The organism is Paenibacillus sp. FSL L8-0158, assembly GCF_038592965.1.
Classification (GTDB): domain Bacteria; phylum Bacillota; class Bacilli; order Paenibacillales; family Paenibacillaceae; genus Paenibacillus; species Paenibacillus polymyxa_D.
In genome coordinates, this window is the sequence record NZ_CP151949.1 from 3,099,876 (window position 1) to 3,125,769 (window position 25,894).

Sequence of the window (25,894 nt, forward strand, 5' to 3'; positions counted from 1 at the left end):
TCCTATCTTGAAAATAGATGTTCAATTTTTCGCCTTTTATCTATATACCCTCAAATCACACAGAATACTAATCCTAAATAAAAAATTATATATTAAAATCAAAAAATCCAGCTCAGGGTTTGTGCTAAATCGCACTCCATGAGCTGGTTTGTATATTTTTTATAAGGCTTAAGCAGAGACAATCGTCGTGCTTTAGGCTTTAGGATGAATCATATGCGCAGGTACAACATATTGATCGAACTGTTCTTCAGTCAACAGTCCGCTGCGGAGGGCTGCTTCTTTTAGAGACAGTCCTTCTGCATGTGCAAGTTTGGCGATTTTAGCGGCATTTTCATATCCGATATGTGGATTCAATGCCGTCACCAGCATCAGTGAATTATTCAAATTGTGCTCAATCTTCGTGAGATCAGGCTCGATGCCAACGGCACAATTGTCATTAAAAGCAATGATGGAATCGGCCAGCAGATGAACAGACTGCAAAAAATTGTATATGATTACTGGCTTAAACACATTCAGTTCAAAATTACCCTGACTTGCTGCAAAGCCGATAGCTGCATCATTACCCATGACTTGCGTAACGACCATCGTCAGTGCTTCACTCTGGGTCGGATTCACCTTGCCGGGCATGATGGAGCTACCTGGCTCGTTAGCAGGAATCGTGATTTCGCCCAATCCGCTACGCGGGCCACTTGCCAGCCAACGAACATCATTGGCGATTTTCATCAAATCGGCAGCGAGCGCTTTGACTGCTCCATGTACGGCCACCACTTCATCGTGGCTGGTCAGTGCATGAAATTTATTGGGTGCGGAAGTGAACGTTTTGCCAGTGAAACTGGAAATTTCCGCTGAGGTTCGGGAGCCAAACTCTGGATGAGCATTAATTCCAGTCCCCACCGCTGTACCGCCAATCGCTAGCTCCTTCATGTATTGCACCGTGTCGATGATCATTCGCTTGCTCTTGTCCAACATTGCATACCAACCACTTATTTCCTGACCCAGCGTAAGCGGTGTCGCATCTTGTAAATGGGTTCGTCCAATTTTTATAATATCCTTGAATTGCTCTGACTTCTGTTGAAAAGTCTCTTTCAGCTTATCGATGGCAGGCAATAAACGGTCCTCCACTGCAATGACACCCGCTACATGAAGCGCCGTGGGAAACGTATCATTCGAGCTTTGCGACATGTTAACATCGTCATTGGGATGCAGCTTCGTATCCTTTCCCTGCTCTTGTAACCATTGGCTCCCCAGATGAGCAATCACTTCATTCACATTCATATTGGACTGCGTTCCGCTCCCTGTCTGCCATACAACCAACGGGAAATGGTCATCAACCCGCCCTGCGAGAATCTCGTCCGCTGCATAAATAATGGCGTCCTGCTTCTCCTGTGATAGCTTACCCAGCTTATAGTTACTGATCGCCGCGCTCTTTTTAAGCACCGCGAACGCCTGTATGACCTCTAATGGCATTTTCTCCGAGCCAATCGGGAAATTTTCCTTGCTGCGCTGTGTTTGCGCTCCCCACAGACGGTCTGCCGGTACTTTGATTTCGCCCAACGTATCCTTTTCGATGCGGTAGTTCAATTCATTTCCTCCTCTTGGCCTATGTAATTCAGACAAAATATGGTGATCTCTCTTGCCTATTATACATTAAATTTCAAATGTTATCATTTATTTTGCAAGCGCTTTTTTTACGATGAGGCCAGAGAAGGAGGAAGGAAAATTCATCTACAAGCCTGACCACTAGGATCAACTAATGGTGATATTGCTTTTGGCATGTACTTCTTTTCTGCCCAGTAGCTTGTTCAGCGCATCGATGTAAGCTTTGGCGCTAGCTTCCAAAATATCAGTACTTGTGCCTCTTCCCAGAGCTGTGTACTCTCCTTGCCTCAAAATGGCGTGCACTTCCCCCAATGCGTCTTTGCCATAAGTTACAGATTGGATCGAATAATCCTCCAACTCCACCTCTTCGCCACTGGCCTTGTCTATAGCATGGAAAATCGCATCTACAGAACCGTTACCCATTGCTACTTCATCAATTGCTGTCCCATCTTGTTTACTCAACCGAATGGATGCGACTGGAACCGACTGATTGCCATAAGACACCTGAATGGAATCCAATGTGTACATTTGAGGCGAAGCATTGCGGCTTTCATCCATCAGGACGAGCAAATCTTCATCCAACACCTGTTTTTTCTTATCCGTCAAGGCCTTGAATTTGTGGAACGCCTCTTGCAGCTGTTCCTCCGTCAAAGCATCAAACCCCATATCCGCCAGTTTTTCTTTAAATGCATGTCGACCCGAGTGCTTGCCCAACACAAGTTTACTCGTCTTCAGACCAATACGCTCAGGGGACACGATCTCATATGTTGTACGCTCTTTAAGCATTCCGTCTTGGTGTATACCGGACTCGTGAGCAAACGCATTGGTTCCAACAATGGCCTTGTTTCCCGGTACCGACATCCCCGTTCGTTTGCTCACTAGGCGACTGGTAGCATACAGTTCCTCCAAAACCAGACTCGTTTGTGCACCATAAAGCTCAGTTCTGGTGTCAAGGGCTAGTGCAACTTCTTCGATAGGTGTATTTCCGGCTCGCTCACCGATGCCATTGATGGTACCTTCAAATTGGTCTACACCATTACGGATGGCCGCCAGCGTATTAGCTGTTGCCATACCAAGATCATCATGACAATGTGTGCTAAGTTGTATTTTTTCGATACCGGGCACTTGTTGTTTTACAATTCTAAACATTTCACCAAACTGATCCGGCGAGGCATATCCCACCGTATCCGGTAAATTGACGACTGTCGCTCCAGCACGAATCGCCATATCCACGACCTCACAAATAAAGTCTAGTTCGGTACGACTGGCGTCCTCTGCTGAAAATTCTACCTTGCTGAAATACTTGCGTCCATAACGAATGGCAGCAGCAGCGGTCTCTAATACTTTCGTTTTATCCATTCGAAGCTTATGTTGGCGGTGAATAGATGAGGTAGCCAGAAACAAATGAAGACAGGCATCCTCTGCTCCTCGCAGCGCCTCTCTGACCGCATCAATATCCTGTTCTTTCGAGCGCGCAAAACCAACCAGTGTCGCTTGGGTAACCTGTTTGGCAATCTCCTGCATGCTGGTGATCTCACCAGGCGAGGTTGCTGGAAAGCCGGTCTCGATCCGATCTACGCCTAATTTTTGCAGCTGAAGGGCAATTTCCACCTTTTCCGTGCTAGTTAAGCTAACTCCTGGTGATTGTTCTCCATCTCTTAACGTTGTGTCCAACACCCATATTTTGCGCATACAGATACCACCTTTGGTTTGATTTTAGGAGATGCTTTATTCATCCGATCATCTGATGTTTAAGAGTAAAAAAAATTATGAACTTCCCATATGCTTTTGCAGCTCCAGCTTGGTGCCATCCAAATGTTGAATACTATACAGCTCGGCAGCCTTGCCATCCTGATCCCGGATTGCTTCATATATTTTTTCATGCTGCACAGTAAAATGATTTTGCATCGCCGGATCGGTAATGAGATTGTTCAATGCCTTGCGAATGGCCTCTACAAAGCTGCCATATACGTCTGTAAGCACCTTATTGCCTGTAGCTCCGGCAACAGCCAAGTGAAAAGTGATATCCGCATCCAAATACCCGTTCATATCTCCAGCGGCCAAGGTTGCAGCACGACGGTCCAGCGCCTCACGCATCAAGCGTAGATCCTCGTCTTTACGACGTAACGCAGCCAATCTGGCAATCTCTAGTTCCAACACACTCCGCACTTCATAAACCTCAATAATTTCAGCACGGCTTAGACGGTAATCCAATGGCTCTTGAGAAGTTGTCGGTTGGCAAACAAAAGTTCCGTGTCCTTGCTTTTTCTCTAATAGACCGGCATGCACCAGAACGCTAACCGCTTCACGCACTGTAGATCGCCCGACTCCGAATAGCTTCATGAGTTCAGGCTCCGTTGGAATCTTTGTGCCCACACTCCATTCACCAGCAGCAATTTTTCGTTGTAGCTGTTCAGCTACTTCATCGGCGATTTGCTTGCGTTTGACGGCTTGAAAAGGAAAATTCATCTGATCATCTCCTGTTTCGTATCATACTATGACTGCTTGGCATTCTGCAACTTGTTTTCCTTAGTGCTGCTCATAAAATATGCTTAGAGCCATTCATAACGCCGCTACCTATAGTTATAATTATGTCAAAAAAACGGCGACCGTTAACCGTATCGTACCGGAATGATCGCCGCAGCGTTGTTTTGAAGCTCCTATGCCCGTCTTCTTACTTGGATAAGTAAGTATAAGAAAAAGGGAGCGCCAATGACCGCAGTAAAAACACCTGCCGGAATATCCCGGGGCGGAAAAAGCGTCCGTCCTGCAAAGTCAGCAGCCACCAGCAGGATAGCCCCGATCAATGCAGTACACCAGAGTAATGAATGATGGGAGCCGCCCACCAACCGACGTGAAATATGCGGAGCCATCAGCCCTATAAATCCGATTCCGCCTGCAAACGCTGTAGCCGCCCCCGCCAGCCCAGCAGAAATGAAAATCAGGACAAATCGCAGCAGCTGTACACGCGACCCCAAACCGATTGGCAACTCGTCCCCCAACAACTGAATATCCAATGACCTCATCAGCAGGAACAGCACCGGAATAAAGATGATTAACCATGGGAGAAAGCTATAAACCTCATTTAAGGTAGTACCATATACGGTACCCGTCATCCATACCTGAGACTGGCTTGTCCGCCAGATTGGACCAAAGATAAGAAACAGCGTTTTCCATGCCTCTAGCAAAGCTGTTACTCCAAAACCGATCAAAATGATCCGCATCGGCGACACACCCTTCTTCCAGGCAGCGGTGTAAATAATAAGGGCGACTCCTGCGGCGCCACAAAAAGCAAACAACGGGAGCCAAGCAATGCCCAAGGTCTCGTTAAATAGGGCCAAAAAAAGTACCGCCATCATGGATGCCCCACTATTCACCCCGATAATTTCCGGTGAAGCCAGCGGATTTCGAATCACGGCCTGTAATACGGTACCTGACAACGCGAGTGCTGCCCCTACGAGCGCTGCTAACATTAGACGGGGTAACCGCAGGTTTAATATCACCGTGGCTTCCATTGTCTCCCCGCCACCTGCAAGTATACTTAGGACATGTAGCGGCGGTATGTACAGAGTGCCGATTCCTGTACTGAGCAACACGAAGATGAGGAACACGACTGTAAGTATGACAAAAACGGCTATTCTTTTATTTCTTTTGCTCATTTCTTTCCCAGCCCCTTTCTTGCAAGATAAATGAAGAACGGGGCACCCACAATGGCTGTCATGACACCAACGGGTATTTCTTTTGGGAACGCGACAAAGCGGGCTGCAATATCTGCCACCAGTAGCAAAATCCCACCGAAAACTGCACAATACGGAATGATCCAGCGGTGATCCAGACCCACGAATTTGCGTGCAAGATGAGGAATTATTAGCCCGATGAATCCGACGGGCCCTGCAACGGCTACCGCACCGCCAGAGAGAAGAATTACGACAAACAGGGCAAATGTTTTTACCCGAATGGTATGCTGGCCTAGTCCTTTGGCTACCTCATCTCCTACAGCCATGACGTTTAGAGCCTTTCCCAACCCTAATGCGCACGCATATCCGCACAGCAAAAAAGGAATGACAGGTAGGATATCTTCCATTTTCCTGCTCTCTATCGATCCAGTCAGCCAGAAGAGGACACTTTCCAGTGTCCTCTCATCCGATACCAAAATGGCTGAAGAGTAGGATGAGCATAACGCTGTTATCGTTACGCCTGTAAGCGTAAGCTGGATTGGCGTCATCCCTTCCTTCCCCAAAGAACCAATCCAAAACACAGAAGCAGCAGCAATAGCGGCACCACTGAAAGCAAACCATATAAAGCCGCTTTCTGTTGTAAGGGAAAATACGGAAACTCCTGTAACAATAAAAAGAGAAGCCCCCGCATTGACGCCGAGTATTTCCGGCGAAGCCATCGGGTTTCTCGTGATTGCCTGCATCAGGGCGCCTGAAATTGCTAGCGCCGCTCCCACGAGCACCCCTGCCAGTGCACGTGACAGACGCAGACTACGAATAATGAGATGCTCATTGGAAGCATCGTTATGGAAGTAGGCATCGAACACCATTGTCCATGTCGTATGGGTGTAGCCGTACACATTGCTCGCCATAAATAATATACCTAAGATAGCTATACTGATGACGAGCCCGATCGTTCGATTTCGATTGTTTAGTAAAGTCATGGGATGGTCCTGCTATTCCATATGTTGGAGCAATTCATCCAGCATCAAGTTAGCTGCCAGAATACCGCCAGAAGTGTTCCATATCGCATCCTGTACTTCAAATGCCTTATGGTTCTTAACGACGTTCAGATTTTTCCATAGCTGCTCTTTTTGCCATTCCAGTTTGCTCTTTTCACCGGTTTTGGTATTCACATCATCTTCCCATACAAAATAAAAGAGAATATCGCCGTCCATCTCCGGTATTCTTTCCTTTGTAATTTCTTCGGCAAGCCCTGCCTTATCCTGTACTTTAGGACGGGCAAATCCAAGCTGGCTCAACAGCACGCCGGAAAAAGAATCTTTGAAGTAGATACGTGCCCCTCCAGGCAAAAAGCGGACAACCGAGACTTTGGCGGATGTTTTATCTCCAAGCTTAGCTTTGGCATCTTCAATGCGCTTGTTGAATTCGGCCAGTATGGTTTGACCCTGCTCTTTTTTGTTGAGCGCGTCCGCGTAAATCTGAAAATTTTTCTGCCATTCACCGGATAACGTCTCGGAAAAGACCGTAGGTGCAATCGCCGATAACTGCTTATAGACCGCTTCCTGTCTCACCTTCACCCCGAGAATCAAATCCGGTTGGAGGCTTGCAATCAGTTCCAGATTCGGCTGCATTTCATCTCCCACGACAGTAACATCCTGCATCTGATTTGCAATATGGGCATACCAAGGATCACCCAGCCACGATTTAACCGCGCCTACGGGTTTAACTCCCAAAGCCAGTACCGCTTCCGTCCCTTCGTTGGATAGAACGACGATGCGCTGCGGCGTGCCCTCCAATTTGACGGGACCCATGACCGTCTGAATGGTTCTTACTTCCGGCTGCTCGCTAGCAGGCTCGGAAGCTTTATTTGGGACCTGTTCACTGCTTTCGGTGTTATTACTGCTACCCGCTCCTACACAACCGCTCAACATTAAAATAAATACAAGTACATATAAAATTGCCGCCCCGAATTTACGGACTTTAGCCTGATGCATGTGCCACACTCCTACTTGTGATATGTATTGAAAATGATTATCATATGCATTATATGGACTTCCTTCCGCCTAGTCCATGTCTTAAATTTGCCGTTATTCGTACAATCTTAGCTATGTCGTCATTTAGGAGAGAACTAGATAATGGAAACACAAACTACAGAACATAACGTATTTATCCTTTCATCTGTGCATAGACGTAAGCGCACCGCAGGATTTTCAGTTCGACGTCGAATCATGACAACCGCGATGCTGTGTGTCATTGCCGAAGGCGAAGGGACACTCAGTATTGATGGAAAATCCTTTCTTATTCAGCCTTTTGAAGTATTTTATCTCGTTCCAGGGATGACAGTTGAAGCCGTCATAAACTCCGATCATTCGGAGATCTACTTGATCTGTATGGAAACTTTAACCTTATCCGGATATACGGGAAATTGGAGTATTAGGACAAGTGCGCATTCGGTCAGCCCGTTGCTTCCATGTCTTATTCGACCGCAAAACACCCAACAGATCATGCAAAAAACCATATACATATATGAACAATTCGGTCAGTGCGGTGAAATCGTCAGCCCACGTTCACAAATGTATTTACAGGATCTGATATTTACGTTAATGGAACATGCCAACGAGCCGGCAGGTTCTGCAGGTGAAACGAGCGGTATAGAATCCAGTATCTCTTATATGCATAATCATAAGCAGACTAAGATTACGCTGGATACGCTATCCTCCATCGCCAAACTTACTCCCACTGCCTATTGCCGCAAATTCAAGAAAGTAACCGGCTCATCACCGATAGATTATTTGAATCGGCTGCGAATTGATTTTGCCAAGGAACAGTTAAGTCTACGTAAATCTGTGAATGAAGTTGCCGTTTCTGTCGGTTTCGGTAGCGAATATTATTTCAGTAGGCTATTCAAGAAAGTGGTCGGTGTACCACCCGTTATCTATATGAAACGTAAGCAGTTAAAAATTGCTGTGGTGGCGTACCTCAATATAGGCGATAACCTTTCCTCCCTTGGTGTGGAGCCTGCATTTCAGTATTCGTTTTTTGAATTTGAGGAAAAAAGGAAACCTGACTATACCAAGCAAATGAAAGCCCAAATGGAGAATTTAAAAAACGCCCGGCCTGATTTGATCATAGGGGATTTTTTCCATTTGAAATTTTATGATCAGCTCAAGCTAATCGCTCCCACTGTCATCCTGAATTACCAAGCGGACTGGCGTGAGTTCCATATGCGGATAGCCGAGCTGGTTGGAAGGGAAAGAGACGCGGAAAACACATTCCGACTCTTGGAGAACAAAACGGTAAAAGCCAAAAGAAGACTGCGGGAACGCAGCCGGGAGGCGGATGTCATTATTCTGTATCTGGAGCAGCATAATCTACGTATTCAGGGTGCCGTTAATCATCCGCTCAGCCAGCTTGCCTATACCGAATTAGGGTTGTGGCCCGGAAACTTCGTACCTCTCAATGCGCACCGAGAAGATTTAAGAACAGATCAGATGCCCGAGTTCCCGGCAACAAATTATCTTTTTATCCACCTGTGGGGTGAGAAGCAGAATCTGCCTCAGTTGCACCAATCGGGGACACCGCTTAGCGATGCTCTGTATATTCCCGATTGGCTGTCCATGAGCTGGACCCCTTCAGGAAGAGCCCGCATCATTCATGAACTGCTGGATAAGACGAATTGTCTCTGACGGTAAACCGACCGTCTATAAAAATAAGCCTGGTAACTGTTAGACACAGTACAGGCTTATTTTCGTATATTATATTTTACGATTCCATTTTGGCTGGTGTAATACAATACAAACGGCTGGTTGCTTCAAAAATATGGCCTGGAGCCAGTGCAATCAATCCGATCTCCTCCGCAGGCAAGTCCGGACGATTCGGTGCATTGATCATGTTCATTTGCGGCTCAGGACAAACGAATTCCTTGTTCGCTTTGTTATTCCAGATCATCCAATGCTTATAAGCTGTACCTACATCGTATACGAGGGTAGCACCTGTCTTACTGTGTGTCAGTTCCATGTAGTTGCGTCCATTTTGCGGAGCTGCCGTGTAATGATTATCCATAGAGGCAAAATAAGGACTAACTCCCGTCGTCTTCAGCAGTTCCTCTTCCGGAGATAAAGGCTGGAACTGACCTGTGGCCAACAACCGTTCCGTCAGCTCACGACGCTCACCGATTGTGACCTTAATCTTGTAGTCCTCAGGCGAGCTATCGGGTACGAACGGAACGCGAATCGCTGTGTGAAAGGCAAATAAGTTGGGGATCGGTTGATCGCCCTCGTTATGGATCACATAACGCTGATGCAGGCCAAATTCGTCCAGGCTGTACGTTAATTTCATGGTAAAGGTGAAGGGTAAATAGCGGAACATGGGATGTCCTTCCCTTACATGCTGATTCATTACCACATAGCTGCCCTGCTCCCCGGAACCGTAGTCCTCGACCTCCCACCGAACAGTGTGTAAAAAGCCGTGCAGATGGTTGTGGGTCGCCTCTTCATTTATCGGCAGCTCATATGTAACACCATTCCACAGGAATTTTCCATCCTCATACCGATTCGGAGGGAACAGGAAAGGAATTCCGTAAACGGACGGGCTTTGCTTAAAAGCCGCTATGCTCTCAGCATCTGGCTCACGCAGAAAAGAATATCCCGTTTCATTGTCACGAAAAGAAATCAGATTTGCGCCGTTTCCCGGCAGGGCAACCGCTTCATATCGTCCAAATTTAAGACGAATCGCCGGTATTCCATAATAAAGATCACCAATTGCAGCATGTTGTTGTGTCATCAAAAAATCCTCCTTGATGAAATGACGATGTTTAATGAAAGCGTTTAGCTTTTGGCTTGACTATACCATGCTGAGCAAAAAAATTCCACGTCCACAAAAAAAACGATGCCCCGCAAGGCATCGTCCTTCACACATGACTACACATAACGTCCTTGTTTGGGTACAGCCATGTGTTCAAAATCTCCTGCCAGTCGCTCCAGCTGATCTGTCAGCTCAGTACCATGCATATAATGACCATGTCCTGTAACTGCAATCTCAGGCTTTAACTTGGCCAGCATTTCCACCGAGCGCTGCGCATCTTGCCAATCTGTTGTAAAATACGCAGGAGGCCCGTGTATTTCTTTTTCCTGTAAAATAACGGCCAGTGCCGATTCCTGTTTCACCGTAATAAAAGCGTCACCGGCCACCATTAACCTTCTTCGCTCATGAAAAAGCGATACATGACCAGGAGTATGTCCTGGGGTGTGCAGCCACTTCCAACCAGGGGCACCAGGGACACTGCCATCTTGGGGCAGGGAGGTAATGCGATCATCGAGATCTATAGCATCATTGGGGTATAAGAAGGAAATGCCCGACATTAAACCTCCCCCTACACTAGGGTCAGGTTTTTGATAATCCTTCATTCCCGTCAAATAAGGTAATTCCAAAGGATGTGCATAAACAGGTGTACCCCAATGCTGTACCAACTCAATAACCGAACCTACATGATCAAAATGACCATGTGTAAGCACAATAGCGATCGGAGGGCCAGTGAACCGTTCCTCTGCCAGGCGTATAATCGAGTCTGTAAATCCTGTCATCCCCGTATCCACCAGCACCCAGGAACGGCTTCCTGGCTCCCCAATAAAACACATATTTACAAACAGCGTCCGTAAGCTCAGGAGATCGGGAGCAGCCTCTTCATTTGCCGTCATTCCTTCGGTGAACAGATGATTTGCCAAAGCTTCACCCTCCTATTCACATGGAATTTACTGTTAATATCGACCTTTAGGCTTCCCCCATGTCAGCAGATTATGCGGACACTGCTAAATATAATCCGCTTGTCACGAAAATAGACCATGTTTACATTACTCGGGTAATTTGCTCCATGCCGTATCTAGCAAATAGTCGAATAAATCATCGTTCTCTTCAATCCAGCTATCCATTTGCAGCATCTCTTCCTCCACCCGTGGCTCTCCCGCAAAATGAAGACTGTAATCCCATTCCTTTCCCCTTTTACTGTGGAATGTGATTTCATATACAGAACTCTGCCCGTCTACTCCAAATACCACTTGGCCCAAATAAGCACCATTCTCATCTCTTGTCATTTGTGCCTGTTGAATATGTACTTCTTTCACTTCCTGAGGTGAATTTTGCTCTGTCATTCATCTATCCGCCCTTTCATTTTCACTAAATAGTACCAAAACTAATTTGTGAACCTTTTCGTTACATTGTACAATATATAAGCTATGTGTGGAATTTGCAAAAAAACTGTGCAAGTTACCCAAGCCTTATTTAAGGCTTTTCGTGAAATGGAGGAAAGTTACATGTCAGATTTTCAACAAAAATTGCAAAAATATGCCGAGTTAGCCGTTCGGGTCGGCGCCAATGTCCATCCTGGGCAGACACTCATCGTTCATGCACCAATTTTGTCCGCCGAACTCGTGAGACTTATCGTCAAATCAGCGTATACTGCCGGAGCCAAGCTGGTTACAGTAAAATGGAGTGATGAAACCATTACTCGATTACAGTATGAACTAGCTCCTGATGAAACTTTTAATATTGCTCCCAAATGGTACGCAGCCGAAATGACTGAAGAGGTCGAAAATGGCGCAGCTGTACTGCATGTCATTGCAGAAAATCCGGATTTGCTTAAAGGGATTCCGTCCAGCCGAATTACTGCTGCCCAGCGCGTGCGGTCACATGAATTACGTCAATACCGCGAATATCAAATGGCCGACAAATTCAGTTGGTCTCTGATTGCTTATCCTTCAGTAGAGTGGGCTGCCAAAGTATTCCCTGATCTACCAGCTTCTGAGCAAATGGACAAACTGTGGGATGCCATTTTCAGCACTGTGCGTGTGGATCTGGATAACCCCGTGGAGGCGTGGAAAGAGCATTTGAAAACCCTTTCCAGCAAATCTGATATTTTAAATGCCAAACGCTATAAAAAGCTGCATTATCTGGCTCCAGGCACAGATCTCACCATCGAATTGGCAAAAGATCATCTGTGGGTAGCAGCTGAAAGCGTCAACCAACAGGGACATACTTTTGTAGCCAATATGCCTACTGAGGAAGTGTTTACAGCTCCGCTTAAAACGGGAGTGAACGGTAAGGTCAGCAGCACCAAGCCACTTAGCTACAGCGGAAATATCATCGACAACTTTTCACTGACTTTTGAAAATGGACGTATTGTCGATGTTCAGGCAGAAACCGGTTTGGAAACTCTTCAGCATCTCGTAGAAATGGATGAAGGTTCACACTACCTGGGTGAGGTTGCTCTTGTACCTCACAAGTCACCTATCTCTGATAAAAATATCTTATTCTATAATACGTTGTTTGATGAAAATGCCTCTAACCATTTGGCCATCGGTAATGCTTATGCATTTAACCTTAAAGGCGGCAAGGATATGACTCAAGAGCAGTTGGCTGCCAACGGCCTGAATTCCAGCCTGACTCACGTCGACTTTATGATCGGTTCAGGTGAAATGGACATTAACGGCGTTACCGAGGACGGTACTGAGGAACCTATCTTCCGTAAAGGAAATTGGGCGATCTAACACGGCAAAAAGGCTCTCACCGCTTCATGCGAGAGAGCCTTCTTGTTCATCCTATAGCTATGTTAGTACTATTTCACAGCGTATTAATCCAATAATTTGCTGCAATTCCAAAAACGATTTGTACTACACTGATGATAAAAAAGACAATAAGACAACTTACAACTCTTCGATTAGTGGTTTGATGTAAGGATAAAGATGATTTTATATAAAACATACTACCTAATATCCCTAAACACAGACCAAAGATGCCCGCAAATAGCCACCCTATAACCAAGCTGACCACAACAAAAGCCCAGTTCCAGCCCGGAACTTTACTCACAGGAACATAAGGTTGATTGGACCCAAGATACACACCATCCACGGCTAAATCTGCTTTGTTACCAATAACAACTACATTTACAGCTTTTTCTTTCAATCTAATTGGAAGATCAATCAAGTTCAAAAATGCGTTCTGGCTTTTAACTTTCTGCTCGCTTCCATTTACAATAATTTTTCCGCCAGTTAAGCTACGCTTGTACTCAATACTATATTGAATACCTTGATCTTCTACATTCCATTTTGCCATCGCTAAACTCCTCTCAAATTTTAGGGAAGCCATAAATATACTCCCGGCATTTCCTGCTTATGTACCATAAAAATCATAACATAAGTTGCAAGTTAAATAATGGAAAAAAAGGCCGCTGATCAGCGGCCTTTGAATCTACTTATTTCGTATGGGGTTAGTTTCTATGTCCAATTTTAGCCTTATAGGCAAGTGAATACTGGTCAGCCGCTAAAATTGCATCAAGCACATCATCCGCTGTGACAGCAAATGGTAGATTGTGAGCAGTTTCGCCTTCTTTGGTAGCAGCCTGAGCTACCCGGTACAAATCCTCTCGGGAAGTTTCTTGTAGCTTAATGTCTTCCAGTGTGACAGGCAGATCGAGTTTTAGATAAAAGTCAATATACCGCTCCACCTCGGACAAAGGTCTTTTTTCCAAGGCAAGCTGGACTAAGGTGCCAAAAGCTACCTTCTGACCGTGAGTCAGGTGATGAATGTCTCCTTCCAGAACGGTAAAACCATTGTGAATCGCATGTGCGCCTGCCAAACCGCCGCTTTCAAAGCCCAAACCGCTTAGCAACGTATTCGCCTCCACTACCGCTTCAAGCGCAGGTGTGACGACTTTGCGTTTCACGGATTCGTAAGCCTGCAGTCCGTAATCGAAAAGAACTTCCTCACACTTGGACGCAATGGCTTCTGCCGCCAAGGTTGGCAAACCACCAGCCATTGTCGTTGCGCGAGCTTCAATGACCGCACGGGCTTCAATCCACGTCGCCATGGCATCTGCAATGCCTGAGGAGAGGAACAAGGGCGGTGCTTGAGATATGACTTTTGTGTCCACCAGGATTAGGCTCGGATTTTTACTGAAAAAGGAATAGGTATCAAATGCACCCTCGTCGGTGTACAAAACAGATAGTGCACTAGTAGGGGCATCTGTAGAAGCAGTCGTTGGAATAATCACAACTGAGGAACCGAGTAGTTCATTTACAGCTTTAGCGGTATCCAGCGTTTTACCGCCACCTACACCAATGACAATGTCGACCTGGGCGCTTCGTCCTTGATCCACAATACGGTTGACTTCATTTTTGGAGGCTTCCCCTTGAAATTCAATTTTAACCGCCGTAATATCAGCCAGTTCCAGACTTTTTACCACGCGGTCGGCTGCAATCTCCCAAACCAGCTTGTCCGCAATAACCAAGGCAGTATGGCCTAATGGCTTAACATACTCACCTGTTTTATCAATCACATTTTTCCCTTGCACATATTTACCTGGACTAATAAATACTTTTTCGCTCATTGTTTAACTCTCCCTTCCAAGTTTGTACAATTTCTATTATACGGCTGAAAAGGCACACATCTCAATTTCAAAACCAAGATCTTCAATCATTTGATGATCAAATGTGACCTCTTGTCCTTCTGTCGTTAAATAATCTCCAACAAAAATTGAATTCGCTGCATACAGGCATAACGGTTGTAATGAGCGTAAATTCAACTCTCGTCCACCTGCAACGCGTATTTCTTTGGATGGACAGATGAAGCGGAACAGTGCCAGCACTTTCAAAGCTTGGATAGGTGATATTCGCTTTGCTTCCTCCAATGGGGTTCCGGGGACTGGGTTCAAGAAGTTAACCGGAATAGAGTCAGCGTCCAACTCCCGTAAGGCATAAGCCATTTGAACGATTTCCTCATTCGTTTCCCCCATCCCGATAATAACGCCAGAGCATGGAGACATTCCGTGAGATTGAGCCACTTTCACAGTTTCGACGCGTTGATCGTATGTATGTGTGGTTGTAATTGAGGGATAGTTGGCCTTACTTGTATTTAAATTATGATTGTATCGATGTACCCCAGCCTCTGCCAACCGCCGTGCCTGATCTCCCTTGAGAATCCCTAAGCAAGCGCAAATTTTGAGCGGCATCGTCCGGGTAATTTCTTGTACAGCCTCAATCACCTGATTCAGCTCTCGATCTGTTGGGCCCTTACCCGAAGCTACGATGCAATACGTCCCTGCTCTCCGTGCTACTGCTTCCTTTGCTCCAGCCAACAGTGACTCCTTGTCCAACATACTGTACTTGTTCACAGGCGCCGTGGATACGATAGATTGTGAGCAATAACCGCAATCCTCCGGGCACAAGCCACTTTTAGCGTTGATGATCATGTTCAGCTTTACTTTTTTTTCGTAAAAATGGTGTCGCACTCGAAATGCAGCTTGCATAATCGGTAATAACTCCTCATCGTCGGCTTCCAGTACCGCTATGCCTTCTTCCAGTGTAACATGGCTACCATGTATCGCTTTTTCAGCCAACAAGCCCCATTCTATAACCTTGTTTTGAAAATTCATGCTTCTTGCCTCCCAAAATTTAATGATCATGTAAATGGATAAGATTTTCAGCGTAGAGGAAATTCTTTTCTTATTGTCAACCTTAAGAATTATAACGAGGTTGACAATAACACGAATATCATATCAATTCATGTCCTTTCTGTAAAGAAGACAAATTAAAAAGCGACCCCACATCGTTCAAGGTCGCTCTCCAAATTTATTCCGTTATGAGACTCCTGCTTCTTCCACGACGAAAGGCTGTTTTATCAGCCTAATACGTGAGATCCGCTTGTTTTCAACCTCTTCTACCGTGAACATACATCCCTCAAACACTACAGACTGGCCAGGCTGTGGGGGAATAACCTCGACATGTGAGTATAGCCAGCCCCCTACCGTATCATAATCCTCATGATCAAGATCCAGTCCAAAGCGATCGTTCACTTCATCAATTAATAACATGCCGTCAATGGAAAATTCCTCGTCATTAATCTGCTCACAACTCGGACGTTCCTGATCGAACTCATCCTGAATTTCACCAACGATTTCTTCCATAATATCTTCCAGTGTTACCATACCCGATGTACCGCCATATTCATCAATCAAAATTGCGATTTGCGTCTTACTACGCTGCATGCGTTTGAGCAGATCACTAATTTGCGTAGATTCAGGGACAGCAAGAATCGGTCGAATCATCGTACGGGTATCCAGTGTGTTCGCCCGCAGAAGGTCCTTAATATGGATAAAGCCGATAATATGGTCCTTATCTTCGGCGCAGATTGGATAACGGGTTCTCATGCTTTCCGTCGCAATCGCGAGATTTTCTTCTGTAGACTCATTACTGTATAAGCAGATCATCTCAGTTCGCGGAATCATGATTTCCCTGGCGGTCGTGTCGGTAAAATCAAATATATTATCAACAAGCGCCAATTCCGTATTATCAATTAGTCCGCTCTTATTGCTTTCTTTCATCAGAATACGTATTTCATCCCCCGTATGCGCGGAATCATCATTTTCGGATACCGGCTCCAGACGGAATAAACGCAGCAGGCTGTTCGCCATTCCATTCAACGCCCATATGAATGGATACATCAACTTGTAAAACCAAGTCATCAGCATGGCTGAATACAGCGTAATAGTCTCAGATTTACGGATAGCTATCGTTTTGGGCGCCAATTCCCCCAACACAATATGCAGAATCGTAATGACAATAAATGCAATAACCACGGCAGTACCGTGCACATATACCGCTCCTAATCCAGCGGCTGTAAATACAGGTTCGATCAAATGTGCGATGGCCGGCTCTCCGATCCATCCTAGTCCCAACGATGCTAGTGTAATACCCAACTGGCAGGCAGATAAATAAGCGTCCAAGTTGTGTAACATATTGGCGGCGTATACGGCCTTTTTATTGCCCGCCTCCACCAAAGTCTCAATACGGCTGCCTCTGACCTTCACCATGGCAAATTCCGCAGATACAAAAAAACCATTCAATAGTACTAATGCAAAAACAATAAATAAGTTAAACATACTCGGTAAAGGGTCACTCAATATGCTCCCCATCAGCCGTCATTACGGCAGACAGGCGCACCTCCTTCGGATAGTTTCATCATAGACAGAACGATAACACATCATAAGCAGCGTCAACTTCCCAACACATTCACTCCTTCCGGCTTCCAAAGCCATATTCCGCATAAATGATTAGATCATTCATCAGCTTATATTTAATTATATAACTATACTCTATACAGTCAAACCACAAGCAATGTCAGAAAAAACAGCTCCACTATCATTTAGGTCGTAAAGCTCTCGTTTTCGCCGCTTACCACTAAGAAAGCTACTATATTTGAGAAAGATTATAAACAAAATACATCCCCTGCCGTCTGGCAGAGGATGTAGACTCATATATATGAAGGCATCAGCGAACCGGGGATGCACCCGGATTCCCGATGACGCCGGGATATTGGTACAATAATGGCTCATCAAAAGTAGCATAGTCCAGATTCACCATCAGCAAAATCGTCCGCTTGCCCGTAGCCGGATCACTGATAATAATGTGGTCACGACCCGCTGCTTCCAGAATACCTTTGAATATTTTCGCATTCCATTCCCGGTTATTTTCATACGTCATATAAAAGGTACCTGTTTTACCCAAGTTCAAGCGCAAAATGTTTTCAATATATGATTGCTCAAATTGTGGAGTCTGGCTCTGTACCACCATACCAGTCGGTGTCATCGCACTACCGCTATTAACCTGAGGGGGGAAGGTGCTGATGGGCTGCATAGTTCCGACCGGATTCATCCCTCTGGGCCACTCGGGATACCCGCCACCAGCAGGATAAGAAACAGGACGGTAAGCTTGCTGTGAAATCATGTAAATTCCTCCTAAAATGGTTTTAAATTATTCAGACTCATGTCGAAGCGTTCTAATAGACGGCAGGACAATCCTGTACAGTCGGGCTAAAAAAGCAATGGGCTTTAAAACGTCCGGTATTAGTCTGGTTATACCAGGTGCCCGGACAGTTTCCTGCCGGTCTGAAAAACCATAATGCATTGGACGCCGGGCGTATTTTTTCCCCATTAATGACACGCTGGGCAAGACGAATGTCACGGTCACGGGCTCTTTGATAAAAGTACCCCTTTTGGGTAGCTTCAAACCCGCCAGGACTCTGAAACACCATATCGTTCATAAGGCGAATCCCCCGAAAATCCAGACAATTACCCAAAATCCTATTTACTCCGACATTGCCAACCATGAGCATCCCCTGCTCTCCTTCTCCTTCGGCCTCTGCCCGCATCAGTCGGGCAAGTGTCCTTACATCCTCTGAGTTGGTCTTGATTACAGCCAACGCGTCCCCTCCTCGCTTCTCCATCACATACCCTATCATATGGTACAATTGCCCAATGGGTGACAGTCCAGAAAAACAAAAAAAATAGCCCCAAGATTGGGACTACTCATTTAGGCTTTTACTACGGCTCGTAAATCATTTTACGCGTCATGCCACCATCTACTACCAGATTCGTACCAGTTACAAAATCATTGCCGGGTTGTGTCAAATACAGACAGGCCCGTGCGATGTCCTTAGGGATTCCTACTCGTCCAGACGGATGCTGTTGATGGTCTTCTGCACGCAGTTGCTCATAATCCCCGGTTTCAATCCACCCTGGACTAATGCAATTGACCTGAATCCCGTCCTTTCCTAGCGATATAGCCATCGCGTGTGTTAGGGCCACAATGGCTCCTTTGGATGCCGCGTAGGCTTCTGTATCCGGCTCTGACATGAAAGCTCGTGTAGAGGTCATATTGACCACAGAGCCACCTTCTGCGTTTCGTTTCATCACCTTAGCCGCTTCCCTAGTGGCAATAAAACAGCTGCGTACGTTAGTATTCAAAATGTCATCCCATTCTGCTAGCGTTAACTCATATGGAGATTTCCATTTGGATACGCCTGCGTTGTTAATTAGCGTATGAATCGTACCGTATTCTTCTTCCGTGCCACGGATTAGCGCTACAATATCTTCTTCCTTCCGTACATCACAAGGAATAAAAATGGCCTGATAGCCTTCGTTCCGGGCTGCTGCAGCGGCTGCGGCACCCTCTTCCTCATTGTAGTCCGCAAATACAACATGGGCACCCTGAGCAGCGTAGGCAAAAGCGACCTCTTTTCCGATGCCATGTGCCGCTCCTGTTACAATAACAACTTGTCCCTCAAATGACACGAATCATTCCTCCTCTGAACTACTCTGTTCTAGTATATATGTACCAAAATGTGCCGAACAAGAAACATCTACAGCCCCCTACCCTGGTTTCTCACAGAAGGCTGTAAATGAATCCAAAAATAATTAGACTGAATTCTACATTTTAACCTGTTCCAAGCTATAGCGATTAAGACGCTGAAACCCGATATACCTTGTACCCTGAAAAGTAAGCCGTCCCTCATCCCCTTCAGCGCATTGACCATATTCTTCCCCAGATACCTTAAACTCCATCCGGTCGCCACTTTCCACCTCGAAGGTTACGTAATAGAAAGTATAGGTGCGAGTCCCTTGTTCCTCCTGTCGCCTCTGTTGGAGATGTGTCCTTCTGGCCGTAATTCGGGAACCGACCGTCAGTACAGGCTGCCTTTTATTCCGACTCCATTCCATGACTTCCCTGCCTGCAGACAACACGACAATACCCAACACAACAACGAAAAATACGGGCAGTACCGTGCCCAGCCAATCGAACATCCATAATGACTCAAAACCCATGCACCGCACTCCTCTCCGCCAGGCATTCCACAGGGAAACGACTGGGCATCCTGACCTGACCTAAGCTTTCTATAACAGTATATGTATGTTCCTGCCCAAATTTGATAGCAACCCTTAAGAACGCCAAGAGCCCCCACGGAATAATCCGGGAGGCTCAAGATATGGCGATATCAGAATGATGCATTGATTTACACATGTACAAGCTGGAGATAACGTTGTGTTTCATCCAGAGCTTCATGATCTTCGTCTTCAGCGTAACGCTCTGCACACTGCTTGCAGTCCTCTTCAGTCGTGCAACCATAGGCATCCTGGCAAGTATAACAAAATTGAAGGTAGTATTGGGTTAACATATGATCCTGATTCGCTCTCATGATTATCACTCCTATCGTTGTTTACAGGTTTAGTATAACAGCGGCTTATTCGTTAGTTTGTGATTTTTTTCACATATAGTCGTATAAAATTTAAATTTTTTAAAAATAAAACGCCCTGAGAAAAATACCTCAGGGCAATCACCTTTATAGCGATTATAAAATTTTCCAGTTCGCACCACCGTCCGTCGTTTTCAGCAGCAGTGACTTCTTGTCATCAAGGCGTTCCAGAAGCAGCCAACCCACCGAAGAAGAGGCGAAACGGAGCTTGACCGATCGTGGGTAGTCTTTTAGCTTCGAAGGTAGCACTTTGTTGCCTGTGAGACTTGTCCACGTCTTCCCCCCATCCAATGTACGGCTCAATCCCGTTTCGGTTATGATCCATCCTTCCTTTTCGTTTAGAAACGTACGGCCAGGGATAATAGAATTAATGTTGCTACTCAGGCCCAAAGACACATCGCTCCATTGGGCCCCTGTATCATTTGTAAACAGTCCATTATATTTTGTGCCGTTAACCCCAGAGCAAAGAACCGGAATCCAATACGAGGCACTGCTCCCTTTCAGAGACTGCTCAGCTTCTGCTTTGGCCTGAGGGCAGCCCTGCATTCTGTTAGCTACCGGAGTCCAGGTTTTCCCTTGGTTCGAAGTCTTGTATAACTTAACACTGCTATCCAGATTGATCGCTATAAAACCCTGATTGTTGGAAGAAAAGCTAATCCCGGCCAGACTGCCCCGATCGGGTAAACCTGAGCCTGATTTGTTGGATGTCATACCAGAACTTTGCGCAACTTTATTCCACGTGGCTCCCCCGTCAGTGGTGTGATACAACAGTTTTTGTTGATCCTGCTCATTCAGTTTTACATATGCCATGATCCAGCCAGTAGTTGGATTTACATATTGGATCGAGCTCACATGATCCCCGCTTGGAAGCGCTGAAACATCCCAGCTCTGTCCTCCATCTGCTGTTCTCAGAATGACGGTTGCTGTTTTGTCCAAATTTTGACGGACAACCCAACCGTGACGCGAATCAGTGAAACTGATGTCCTTTCCATATTCAAGCTTGTCTTGAAATTGGACGTTTTCGGAGGGGGAAATATTATTCCATGTCTTTCCGCCATCATGAGTATCATAAAGCCGGAGCTCATTATGGGTAACTCCCCAAACTAATCCTTTATTGTTATCGATTAAATGAAAATCCGCTATTCGCGTCTGAACTACATATTTGGCGTTGGGATCGCCCACCTTTGGAGTTACTGGTGGATTAATGGTAATCGTCTGACCCTGATCATCAGGTTCCTCAATCGGAGGTTTAGTTAACGTTTCTGGGGCTTCAGCAGAACAGGCAGTCAGTAAAATACCTGTCAGCAGTAGTACTCCCCCCAAGAGCGCACGCCAGCGCAGTTTCATATAAAAATCCTCCCTCGATGGCATGCTGTAATCACGTGCCAAAAGCTTATCTGAAACAGAATTATACCATAAACGCCTCTATGTGACACATTTCGCGTAATGACAAAAAAACCCGGCTCCTTCACAAAAGTGCAGGATGCCGGGTTTTTTATACTAAAAATTATTAGGATTTACGGTTCAACAAACTTTTGTGGTATCCATAGAAGAAATAGATCAGCAATCCAAGCAGGAGCCACACAATGAATCCAATCCAGGTGCTAATATGAAGCTGAAGCATCAGACCGATGCAAACCAAAGCACTTAAAAGCGGGAGCAACGGAACCCACGGCACAGTAAAGCCTCTTTTCAAATCAGGGCGTTTCTTGCGCAGAACGATAACCCCTACCGATACCACAGCAAAAGCGAACAGGGTTCCAATACTCGTCAAATTGGTCAGTGCATGTAACGGGAACAATCCACTAGCCAATGCGATAATACTGCCTACCAGCCAAGTGCTTCGAATCGGTGTTTGAGTTTTGGCATTTATTTTTGATAAAAAAACGGGTAAAAGACCATCACGTGACATGGAGAAAATCAACCGCGTTTGACCAAACAACAGGACCAGTAAAACGGTGGTCATCCCCGCAATCGCACCGACTGAAATCAATCCGGCTACGAAATCCTGATGAATAAAGCGGAGGGCAAAGGCAACAGGATCACTTACCCCCAACTGCGTATAAGGTACCATTCCCGTTAGCACAACTGAAACGGCAATGTACAATACCGTGCAGATCGCAAGAGAAGAAATAATGCCGATGGGCATATTCCGCTGCGGATTGCGAACCTCTTCGGCTGCAGTTGAGATGGCATCGAAACCCAGATAAGCAAAAAATACGATTGCCGCAGCACTCAAAACACCAGAAAATCCATAAGGCAAAAATGGTGTCCAGTTGTCAGGCTTAACATAAAAGATACCGATTGTAATAAATAGCAATACAACTCCGACTTTAACACAAACCATTATTAAATTGAATCGAACCGTCTCCTTGGCTCCGAGACTCAGTAACAGTGTGATGAGCATAATGATGCACACGGCTGGTAGATCAATAATGGTTCCCTTGGTCGAATCGAAGGCTGCAGTTAAAGCCAGCGGTAAATGTATATCAAATCCAGCCAGCAAGCCTTGAAAGTATGCAGACCATCCACTACTCACAGAGGCGGCCGCCACTCCATATTCCAGAATCAGGTCCCAACCCAGTACCCAGGCCAAAATTTCTCCAAATACAATATAACTATACGCATAAGCGCTCCCAGCTGCGGGAACTGTAGATGATAGCTCCGCATAACATAAGGCTGCTAGTACGCAGGCAATACCTGCAATAACAAAGGAGAGCATCAATCCAGGACCTGCATTTTCTGCTGCTGCCTTGCCAGTAATAACAAAAATCCCGGTACCGATAATACATCCTACACCTAGCATGGTGAGATCAAAGGCACCCATTGTTCTCTTTAAGTGACCTGTAGATCCGCTTTCCTCATGCGGGAGCAGTCCTGTTTTTTTTCGAAATAAGTCCATATGCCGAATCCTCTTTCCATAATTTCATACGTCAATATCGGTGCTGCAACGCTTTAGTGCGTGTTCTTATCATTCGATTAATTATTAGCGAGCTCGCCTTTGAAGTCAAGGAAAAATGTCATATTTCTTTGCCGTGGGTAAATATATACGGTACACTAAGTTGGAAAGATAAATTTTTAAGTAATACCCCAAAATGAAAAGGTATACAACCCGAGAAGGAGATGAGGATTTTATGAGCTTAAAACCTTACAAACGAAGTAGAGTGGCCATTGTCGGCATGGGAGCGGTTGGCACAACAACCGGCTATACCCTACTGCTGCGCCAACGCATGTCAGAACTTGTCTTTATTGATGTCAACGTCAAAAAGGCGAAGGGGGAAATGCTCGATATGAATCATGGGCTTCCCTTTCTCGGCGGTGTCAAAGTGTGGGCGGGTGATTATGAAGACTGCCGTGATGCAGATATCATCATTGTTACTGCAGGCGCTTCACAAAAGCCGGGAGAAACGCGCATCGATTTGCTGAAGCGTAATGCCGAAATTTTTGAAAGTATTATTGATAATATCGTCAAGGTCAATACACACGGCATTTTGCTGATCGCAACCAATCCAGTGGACATTCTCTCCTACATCTCCTGGAAACGCAGTGGTTGGCCTTCAAGTAGAGTCATTGGATCAGGAACGTTGCTGGACAGCGCACGCTTCCGCTATTTGATCGGGAAGCAAAAAGGCATCGATCCACGAAGCATCCACGCCCATATTATTGGAGAACACGGTGACTCCGAGTTACCTGTATGGAGCACAGCCAACGTAGCTGGAACTCCGCTGGAACTGGGTGAAGAAACGAAAAACGAAATTTTTGAAAATACCAAGAATGCTGCCTATGAAATTATAGATGCTAAAGGCGCAACTTCTTATGCTATCGGGCTGGCTCTCGACCGAATTGTAGCCGCCATTCTCGGAGACGAGGGGTCGGTACTTAATGTGTCCACCTTGCTGGAAAATTATAACGGAGTATCTGACGTATATTTAGGTGTTCCAAGTATCGTAGATCACAATGGGGTACGTGAAATTTTGGATCTTCCGCTCAATGACGAGGAACGTGCAAGGTTGCTTCAATCTGCGGACAAGCTGAAAGATCAAATTAGCAAAGTTCATGTGTAGATCGGGAACATAAAAGCTAAACAAAACTGGCCTCCACAGCGGAATACCCGTTGAGAGGCCAGTTTTTTAGTCATTATAATGTAAAAGTTCAGTTTGTCGTCATGCTATGAATTCGAATTACCAAGGTGGCGTGTCGCCATCCGCATCCTCATTTTCATGCTGGCGTTTCTCTTTTAGCCGCTCAGCCACCGTTTCAAACGATTCAGGTTGAAGCAGCTCAATCGGTGAAAATCCCTTTTCAAACGTAAATGCGTCACCTTCAATAATAAGTGCATATCGATCATGAAGTTTCGTGATATGCAGCTTGGCGCCAAAGTCGGACAGTAGCCCACGCACGACCGTATCATCTAGTTTAAAACGAACTTCAATTTCTGGTTTCAGCTCGACAATATGCTGTGCAGCCTCTACGACCTGGAGTGGTTCCCATTTCCCTTGCAGATCCCGTTTTTCGCTCGCCGCCCACAATTCCAGATCGCGCTCTTCCTGCTGTCTTTCCTCATTAGATGCATCCGGCCATTTGGTTTCTACATAGTTCTGAACGAAGCCCATGACATGCTCATTGACGATTTCTGGCATGGATTGCTCATAGGTCACGAATTTCAAAAAATCTTCAAAATACCGGGCATGCGAAGACTGGTGAATTTTAAGCTCCCATTCATCGTTCATCCCCTCCTCAAGCATGTAAGGATACATGATGGATTTCATATTACGGGCAGAAATAGCCATTTCGACCTCACTCACCAGACTGCTTTCCGTAATTCTGGCAATTTTAGGTTCGAAATCACATTTTAACACAAAAATAAACGGATCATCCGAGTGTGTATTCAAGGTAGCCTGGACAATGATCAGCGCTCCGCCGCGTACTGCGCTCGTATCCAGATACATCCGCACCAGATCGTCACAAGCATTTTTAAAATCTTCCTTATCCTCTGCTGCCCGCAGTCGGGCGAACATATTAAAATTCGGATTACTGCTCAATTCATGCTCCGGTTCGACGATAAAGCGGCCGATTTTGGTCGGTGCCTGCTCTGTGCTGGGATTTTTTTCAACCTTCCGCTTGCTAATACGAGTAAATTCCCCGTCCAGAAATTTTTTAACATCGCTTTCGTCATAATCGTAGTCGTCCATCGTAGCATAATGCTTATAGGACTTACCACCCTGTCCTTCTTTTCCATCTACCTGAATTACAAAAAAAGATAAAAAATCCACTTGAAAGTTCATTTACGTTCCATTCGCTCCTTTTCAGGCATGTACGCGTAATTATATCACTATGATTTTAAAAGGTACATCGGATTCAGCTCCCTATTATTAAGATAAATATTTTTAGTTAACATAATATTTATTATGTAAATTGTTTTTTTGATTAGATATCATTCCTAATTCACAAGTTTAAAGTGAGTACTTTTACTACTATTCTATTTCACGTCTTTAACGATCATTGACCTCTTTATTTTCTATGCTCTACTTTCTTCA

At 45.5% G+C, this 25,894-nt stretch carries 24 protein-coding genes; 3 read left to right on the forward strand and 21 right to left on the reverse strand.

Annotated features, from left to right (window positions below):
- Positions 1 to 192 precede the first annotated feature (192 nt).
- From fumC to NSQ68_RS13390, 6 genes are all read right to left on the reverse strand, one after another.
- On the reverse strand, positions 193 to 1,581 hold the full coding sequence (gene fumC, locus NSQ68_RS13365; protein WP_029517511.1) for a class II fumarate hydratase: 1,389 nt from the start codon (positions 1,579 to 1,581) through the stop codon (positions 193 to 195).
- A 165-nt stretch (positions 1,582 to 1,746) separates the two neighbouring features.
- Positions 1,747 to 3,291, reverse strand: coding sequence for a 2-isopropylmalate synthase (locus NSQ68_RS13370; RefSeq protein ID WP_342426221.1), 1,545 nt, complete (start codon positions 3,289 to 3,291; stop codon positions 1,747 to 1,749).
- Positions 3,292 to 3,366: 75 nt separating this feature from the next.
- Positions 3,367 to 4,068, reverse strand: coding sequence for a FadR/GntR family transcriptional regulator (locus NSQ68_RS13375; RefSeq protein ID WP_307345289.1), 702 nt, complete (start codon positions 4,066 to 4,068; stop codon positions 3,367 to 3,369).
- A gap of 191 nt (positions 4,069 to 4,259) precedes the next feature.
- Positions 4,260 to 5,258 carry an iron ABC transporter permease gene (locus NSQ68_RS13380; protein ID WP_342426222.1) on the reverse strand — a complete coding sequence of 333 codons (999 nt, stop codon included), beginning with the start codon at positions 5,256 to 5,258 and terminating at the stop codon, positions 4,260 to 4,262.
- Positions 5,255 to 6,259 (reverse strand): iron ABC transporter permease, encoded by a 1,005-nt coding sequence (locus NSQ68_RS13385; RefSeq protein ID WP_342426223.1) that lies wholly within the window; start codon positions 6,257 to 6,259, stop codon positions 5,255 to 5,257. Before NSQ68_RS13385 ends, NSQ68_RS13380 begins: the two co-directional genes overlap by 4 nt.
- Positions 6,260 to 6,271: 12 nt before the next feature.
- The gene (locus NSQ68_RS13390; protein ID WP_342426224.1) at positions 6,272 to 7,273 is read right to left on the reverse strand and encodes an iron-siderophore ABC transporter substrate-binding protein; all 1,002 of its coding nucleotides are present in this window, start codon (positions 7,271 to 7,273) and stop codon (positions 6,272 to 6,274) included.
- A 141-nt stretch (positions 7,274 to 7,414) separates the two neighbouring features.
- Here NSQ68_RS13390 and NSQ68_RS13395 point away from each other — a divergent pair, with 141 nt between their 5' ends.
- The gene (locus tag NSQ68_RS13395) at positions 7,415 to 8,965 is read left to right on the forward strand and encodes a helix-turn-helix domain-containing protein (RefSeq protein WP_342426225.1); all 1,551 of its coding nucleotides are present in this window, start codon (positions 7,415 to 7,417) and stop codon (positions 8,963 to 8,965) included.
- 76 nt (positions 8,966 to 9,041) lie between these two features.
- On the opposite strand, the gene NSQ68_RS13400 is transcribed toward NSQ68_RS13395, so the two are convergent.
- The 3 genes from NSQ68_RS13400 to NSQ68_RS13410 form a co-directional block, all read right to left on the reverse strand.
- Entirely contained in the window at positions 9,042 to 10,061 is a 1,020-nt protein-coding gene (locus tag NSQ68_RS13400) for an aldose 1-epimerase (protein ID WP_342426226.1), read from the reverse strand.
- A 137-nt stretch (positions 10,062 to 10,198) separates the two neighbouring features.
- Positions 10,199 to 11,002 carry an MBL fold metallo-hydrolase gene (locus NSQ68_RS13405; protein ID WP_342426227.1) on the reverse strand — a complete coding sequence of 268 codons (804 nt, stop codon included), beginning with the start codon at positions 11,000 to 11,002 and terminating at the stop codon, positions 10,199 to 10,201.
- A gap of 126 nt (positions 11,003 to 11,128) precedes the next feature.
- Positions 11,129 to 11,425, reverse strand: coding sequence for a hypothetical protein (locus NSQ68_RS13410; protein WP_023988878.1), 297 nt, complete (start codon positions 11,423 to 11,425; stop codon positions 11,129 to 11,131).
- A gap of 162 nt (positions 11,426 to 11,587) precedes the next feature.
- On the opposite strand from NSQ68_RS13410, the gene NSQ68_RS13415 reads away from it, so the two are divergent.
- A complete protein-coding gene (locus NSQ68_RS13415; RefSeq protein ID WP_342426228.1) occupies positions 11,588 to 12,820 on the forward strand; it encodes an aminopeptidase in 1,233 nt (410 codons plus the stop codon).
- A gap of 73 nt (positions 12,821 to 12,893) precedes the next feature.
- Here the strand turns inward: NSQ68_RS13415 and NSQ68_RS13420 are convergent, their stop codons facing one another.
- The 11 genes from NSQ68_RS13420 to NSQ68_RS13470 form a co-directional block, all read right to left on the reverse strand.
- Positions 12,894 to 13,385 (reverse strand): hypothetical protein, encoded by a 492-nt coding sequence (locus NSQ68_RS13420; RefSeq protein WP_342426229.1) that lies wholly within the window; start codon positions 13,383 to 13,385, stop codon positions 12,894 to 12,896.
- Between the two features lie 154 nt (positions 13,386 to 13,539).
- Complete coding sequence (locus NSQ68_RS13425; RefSeq protein WP_039273174.1) at positions 13,540 to 14,658, reverse strand: glycerol dehydrogenase; 1,119 nt, start codon at positions 14,656 to 14,658, stop codon at positions 13,540 to 13,542.
- A gap of 36 nt (positions 14,659 to 14,694) precedes the next feature.
- Positions 14,695 to 15,702 carry a biotin synthase BioB gene (gene bioB / locus NSQ68_RS13430; protein ID WP_342426230.1) on the reverse strand — a complete coding sequence of 336 codons (1,008 nt, stop codon included), beginning with the start codon at positions 15,700 to 15,702 and terminating at the stop codon, positions 14,695 to 14,697.
- A 204-nt stretch (positions 15,703 to 15,906) separates the two neighbouring features.
- Entirely contained in the window at positions 15,907 to 17,208 is a 1,302-nt protein-coding gene (locus NSQ68_RS13435; protein WP_196245373.1) for a hemolysin family protein, read from the reverse strand.
- A gap of 388 nt (positions 17,209 to 17,596) precedes the next feature.
- Entirely contained in the window at positions 17,597 to 18,052 is a 456-nt protein-coding gene (gerQ, locus tag NSQ68_RS13440) for a spore coat protein GerQ (protein WP_039273179.1), read from the reverse strand.
- Between the two features lie 52 nt (positions 18,053 to 18,104).
- Positions 18,105 to 18,527, reverse strand: a complete 423-nt coding sequence (locus NSQ68_RS13445) for a cell wall hydrolase (protein ID WP_103049197.1) — start codon at positions 18,525 to 18,527, stop codon at positions 18,105 to 18,107.
- 121 nt (positions 18,528 to 18,648) lie between these two features.
- On the reverse strand, positions 18,649 to 19,398 hold the full coding sequence (locus NSQ68_RS13450) for a glucose 1-dehydrogenase (protein WP_307345322.1): 750 nt from the start codon (positions 19,396 to 19,398) through the stop codon (positions 18,649 to 18,651).
- 135 nt (positions 19,399 to 19,533) lie between these two features.
- The gene (locus NSQ68_RS13455; RefSeq protein ID WP_013371386.1) at positions 19,534 to 19,929 is read right to left on the reverse strand and encodes a DUF2500 domain-containing protein; all 396 of its coding nucleotides are present in this window, start codon (positions 19,927 to 19,929) and stop codon (positions 19,534 to 19,536) included.
- Positions 19,930 to 20,117: 188 nt separating this feature from the next.
- Positions 20,118 to 20,300, reverse strand: coding sequence for a hypothetical protein (locus tag NSQ68_RS13460; protein WP_029517499.1), 183 nt, complete (start codon positions 20,298 to 20,300; stop codon positions 20,118 to 20,120).
- Positions 20,301 to 20,453: 153 nt separating this feature from the next.
- Complete coding sequence (locus NSQ68_RS13465; RefSeq protein WP_342426231.1) at positions 20,454 to 21,704, reverse strand: YCF48-related protein; 1,251 nt, start codon at positions 21,702 to 21,704, stop codon at positions 20,454 to 20,456.
- 163 nt (positions 21,705 to 21,867) lie between these two features.
- Positions 21,868 to 23,259 carry an amino acid permease gene (locus NSQ68_RS13470; RefSeq protein ID WP_307345346.1) on the reverse strand — a complete coding sequence of 464 codons (1,392 nt, stop codon included), beginning with the start codon at positions 23,257 to 23,259 and terminating at the stop codon, positions 21,868 to 21,870.
- 232 nt (positions 23,260 to 23,491) lie between these two features.
- Here NSQ68_RS13470 and NSQ68_RS13475 point away from each other — a divergent pair, with 232 nt between their 5' ends.
- A complete protein-coding gene (locus NSQ68_RS13475) occupies positions 23,492 to 24,421 on the forward strand; it encodes an L-lactate dehydrogenase (RefSeq protein ID WP_342426232.1) in 930 nt (309 codons plus the stop codon).
- Positions 24,422 to 24,538: 117 nt separating this feature from the next.
- Here NSQ68_RS13475 and NSQ68_RS13480 read toward each other — a convergent pair whose 3' ends face one another.
- Positions 24,539 to 25,642 carry a DUF3900 domain-containing protein gene (locus NSQ68_RS13480; protein WP_342426233.1) on the reverse strand — a complete coding sequence of 368 codons (1,104 nt, stop codon included), beginning with the start codon at positions 25,640 to 25,642 and terminating at the stop codon, positions 24,539 to 24,541.
- Positions 25,643 to 25,894 lie beyond the last annotated feature (252 nt).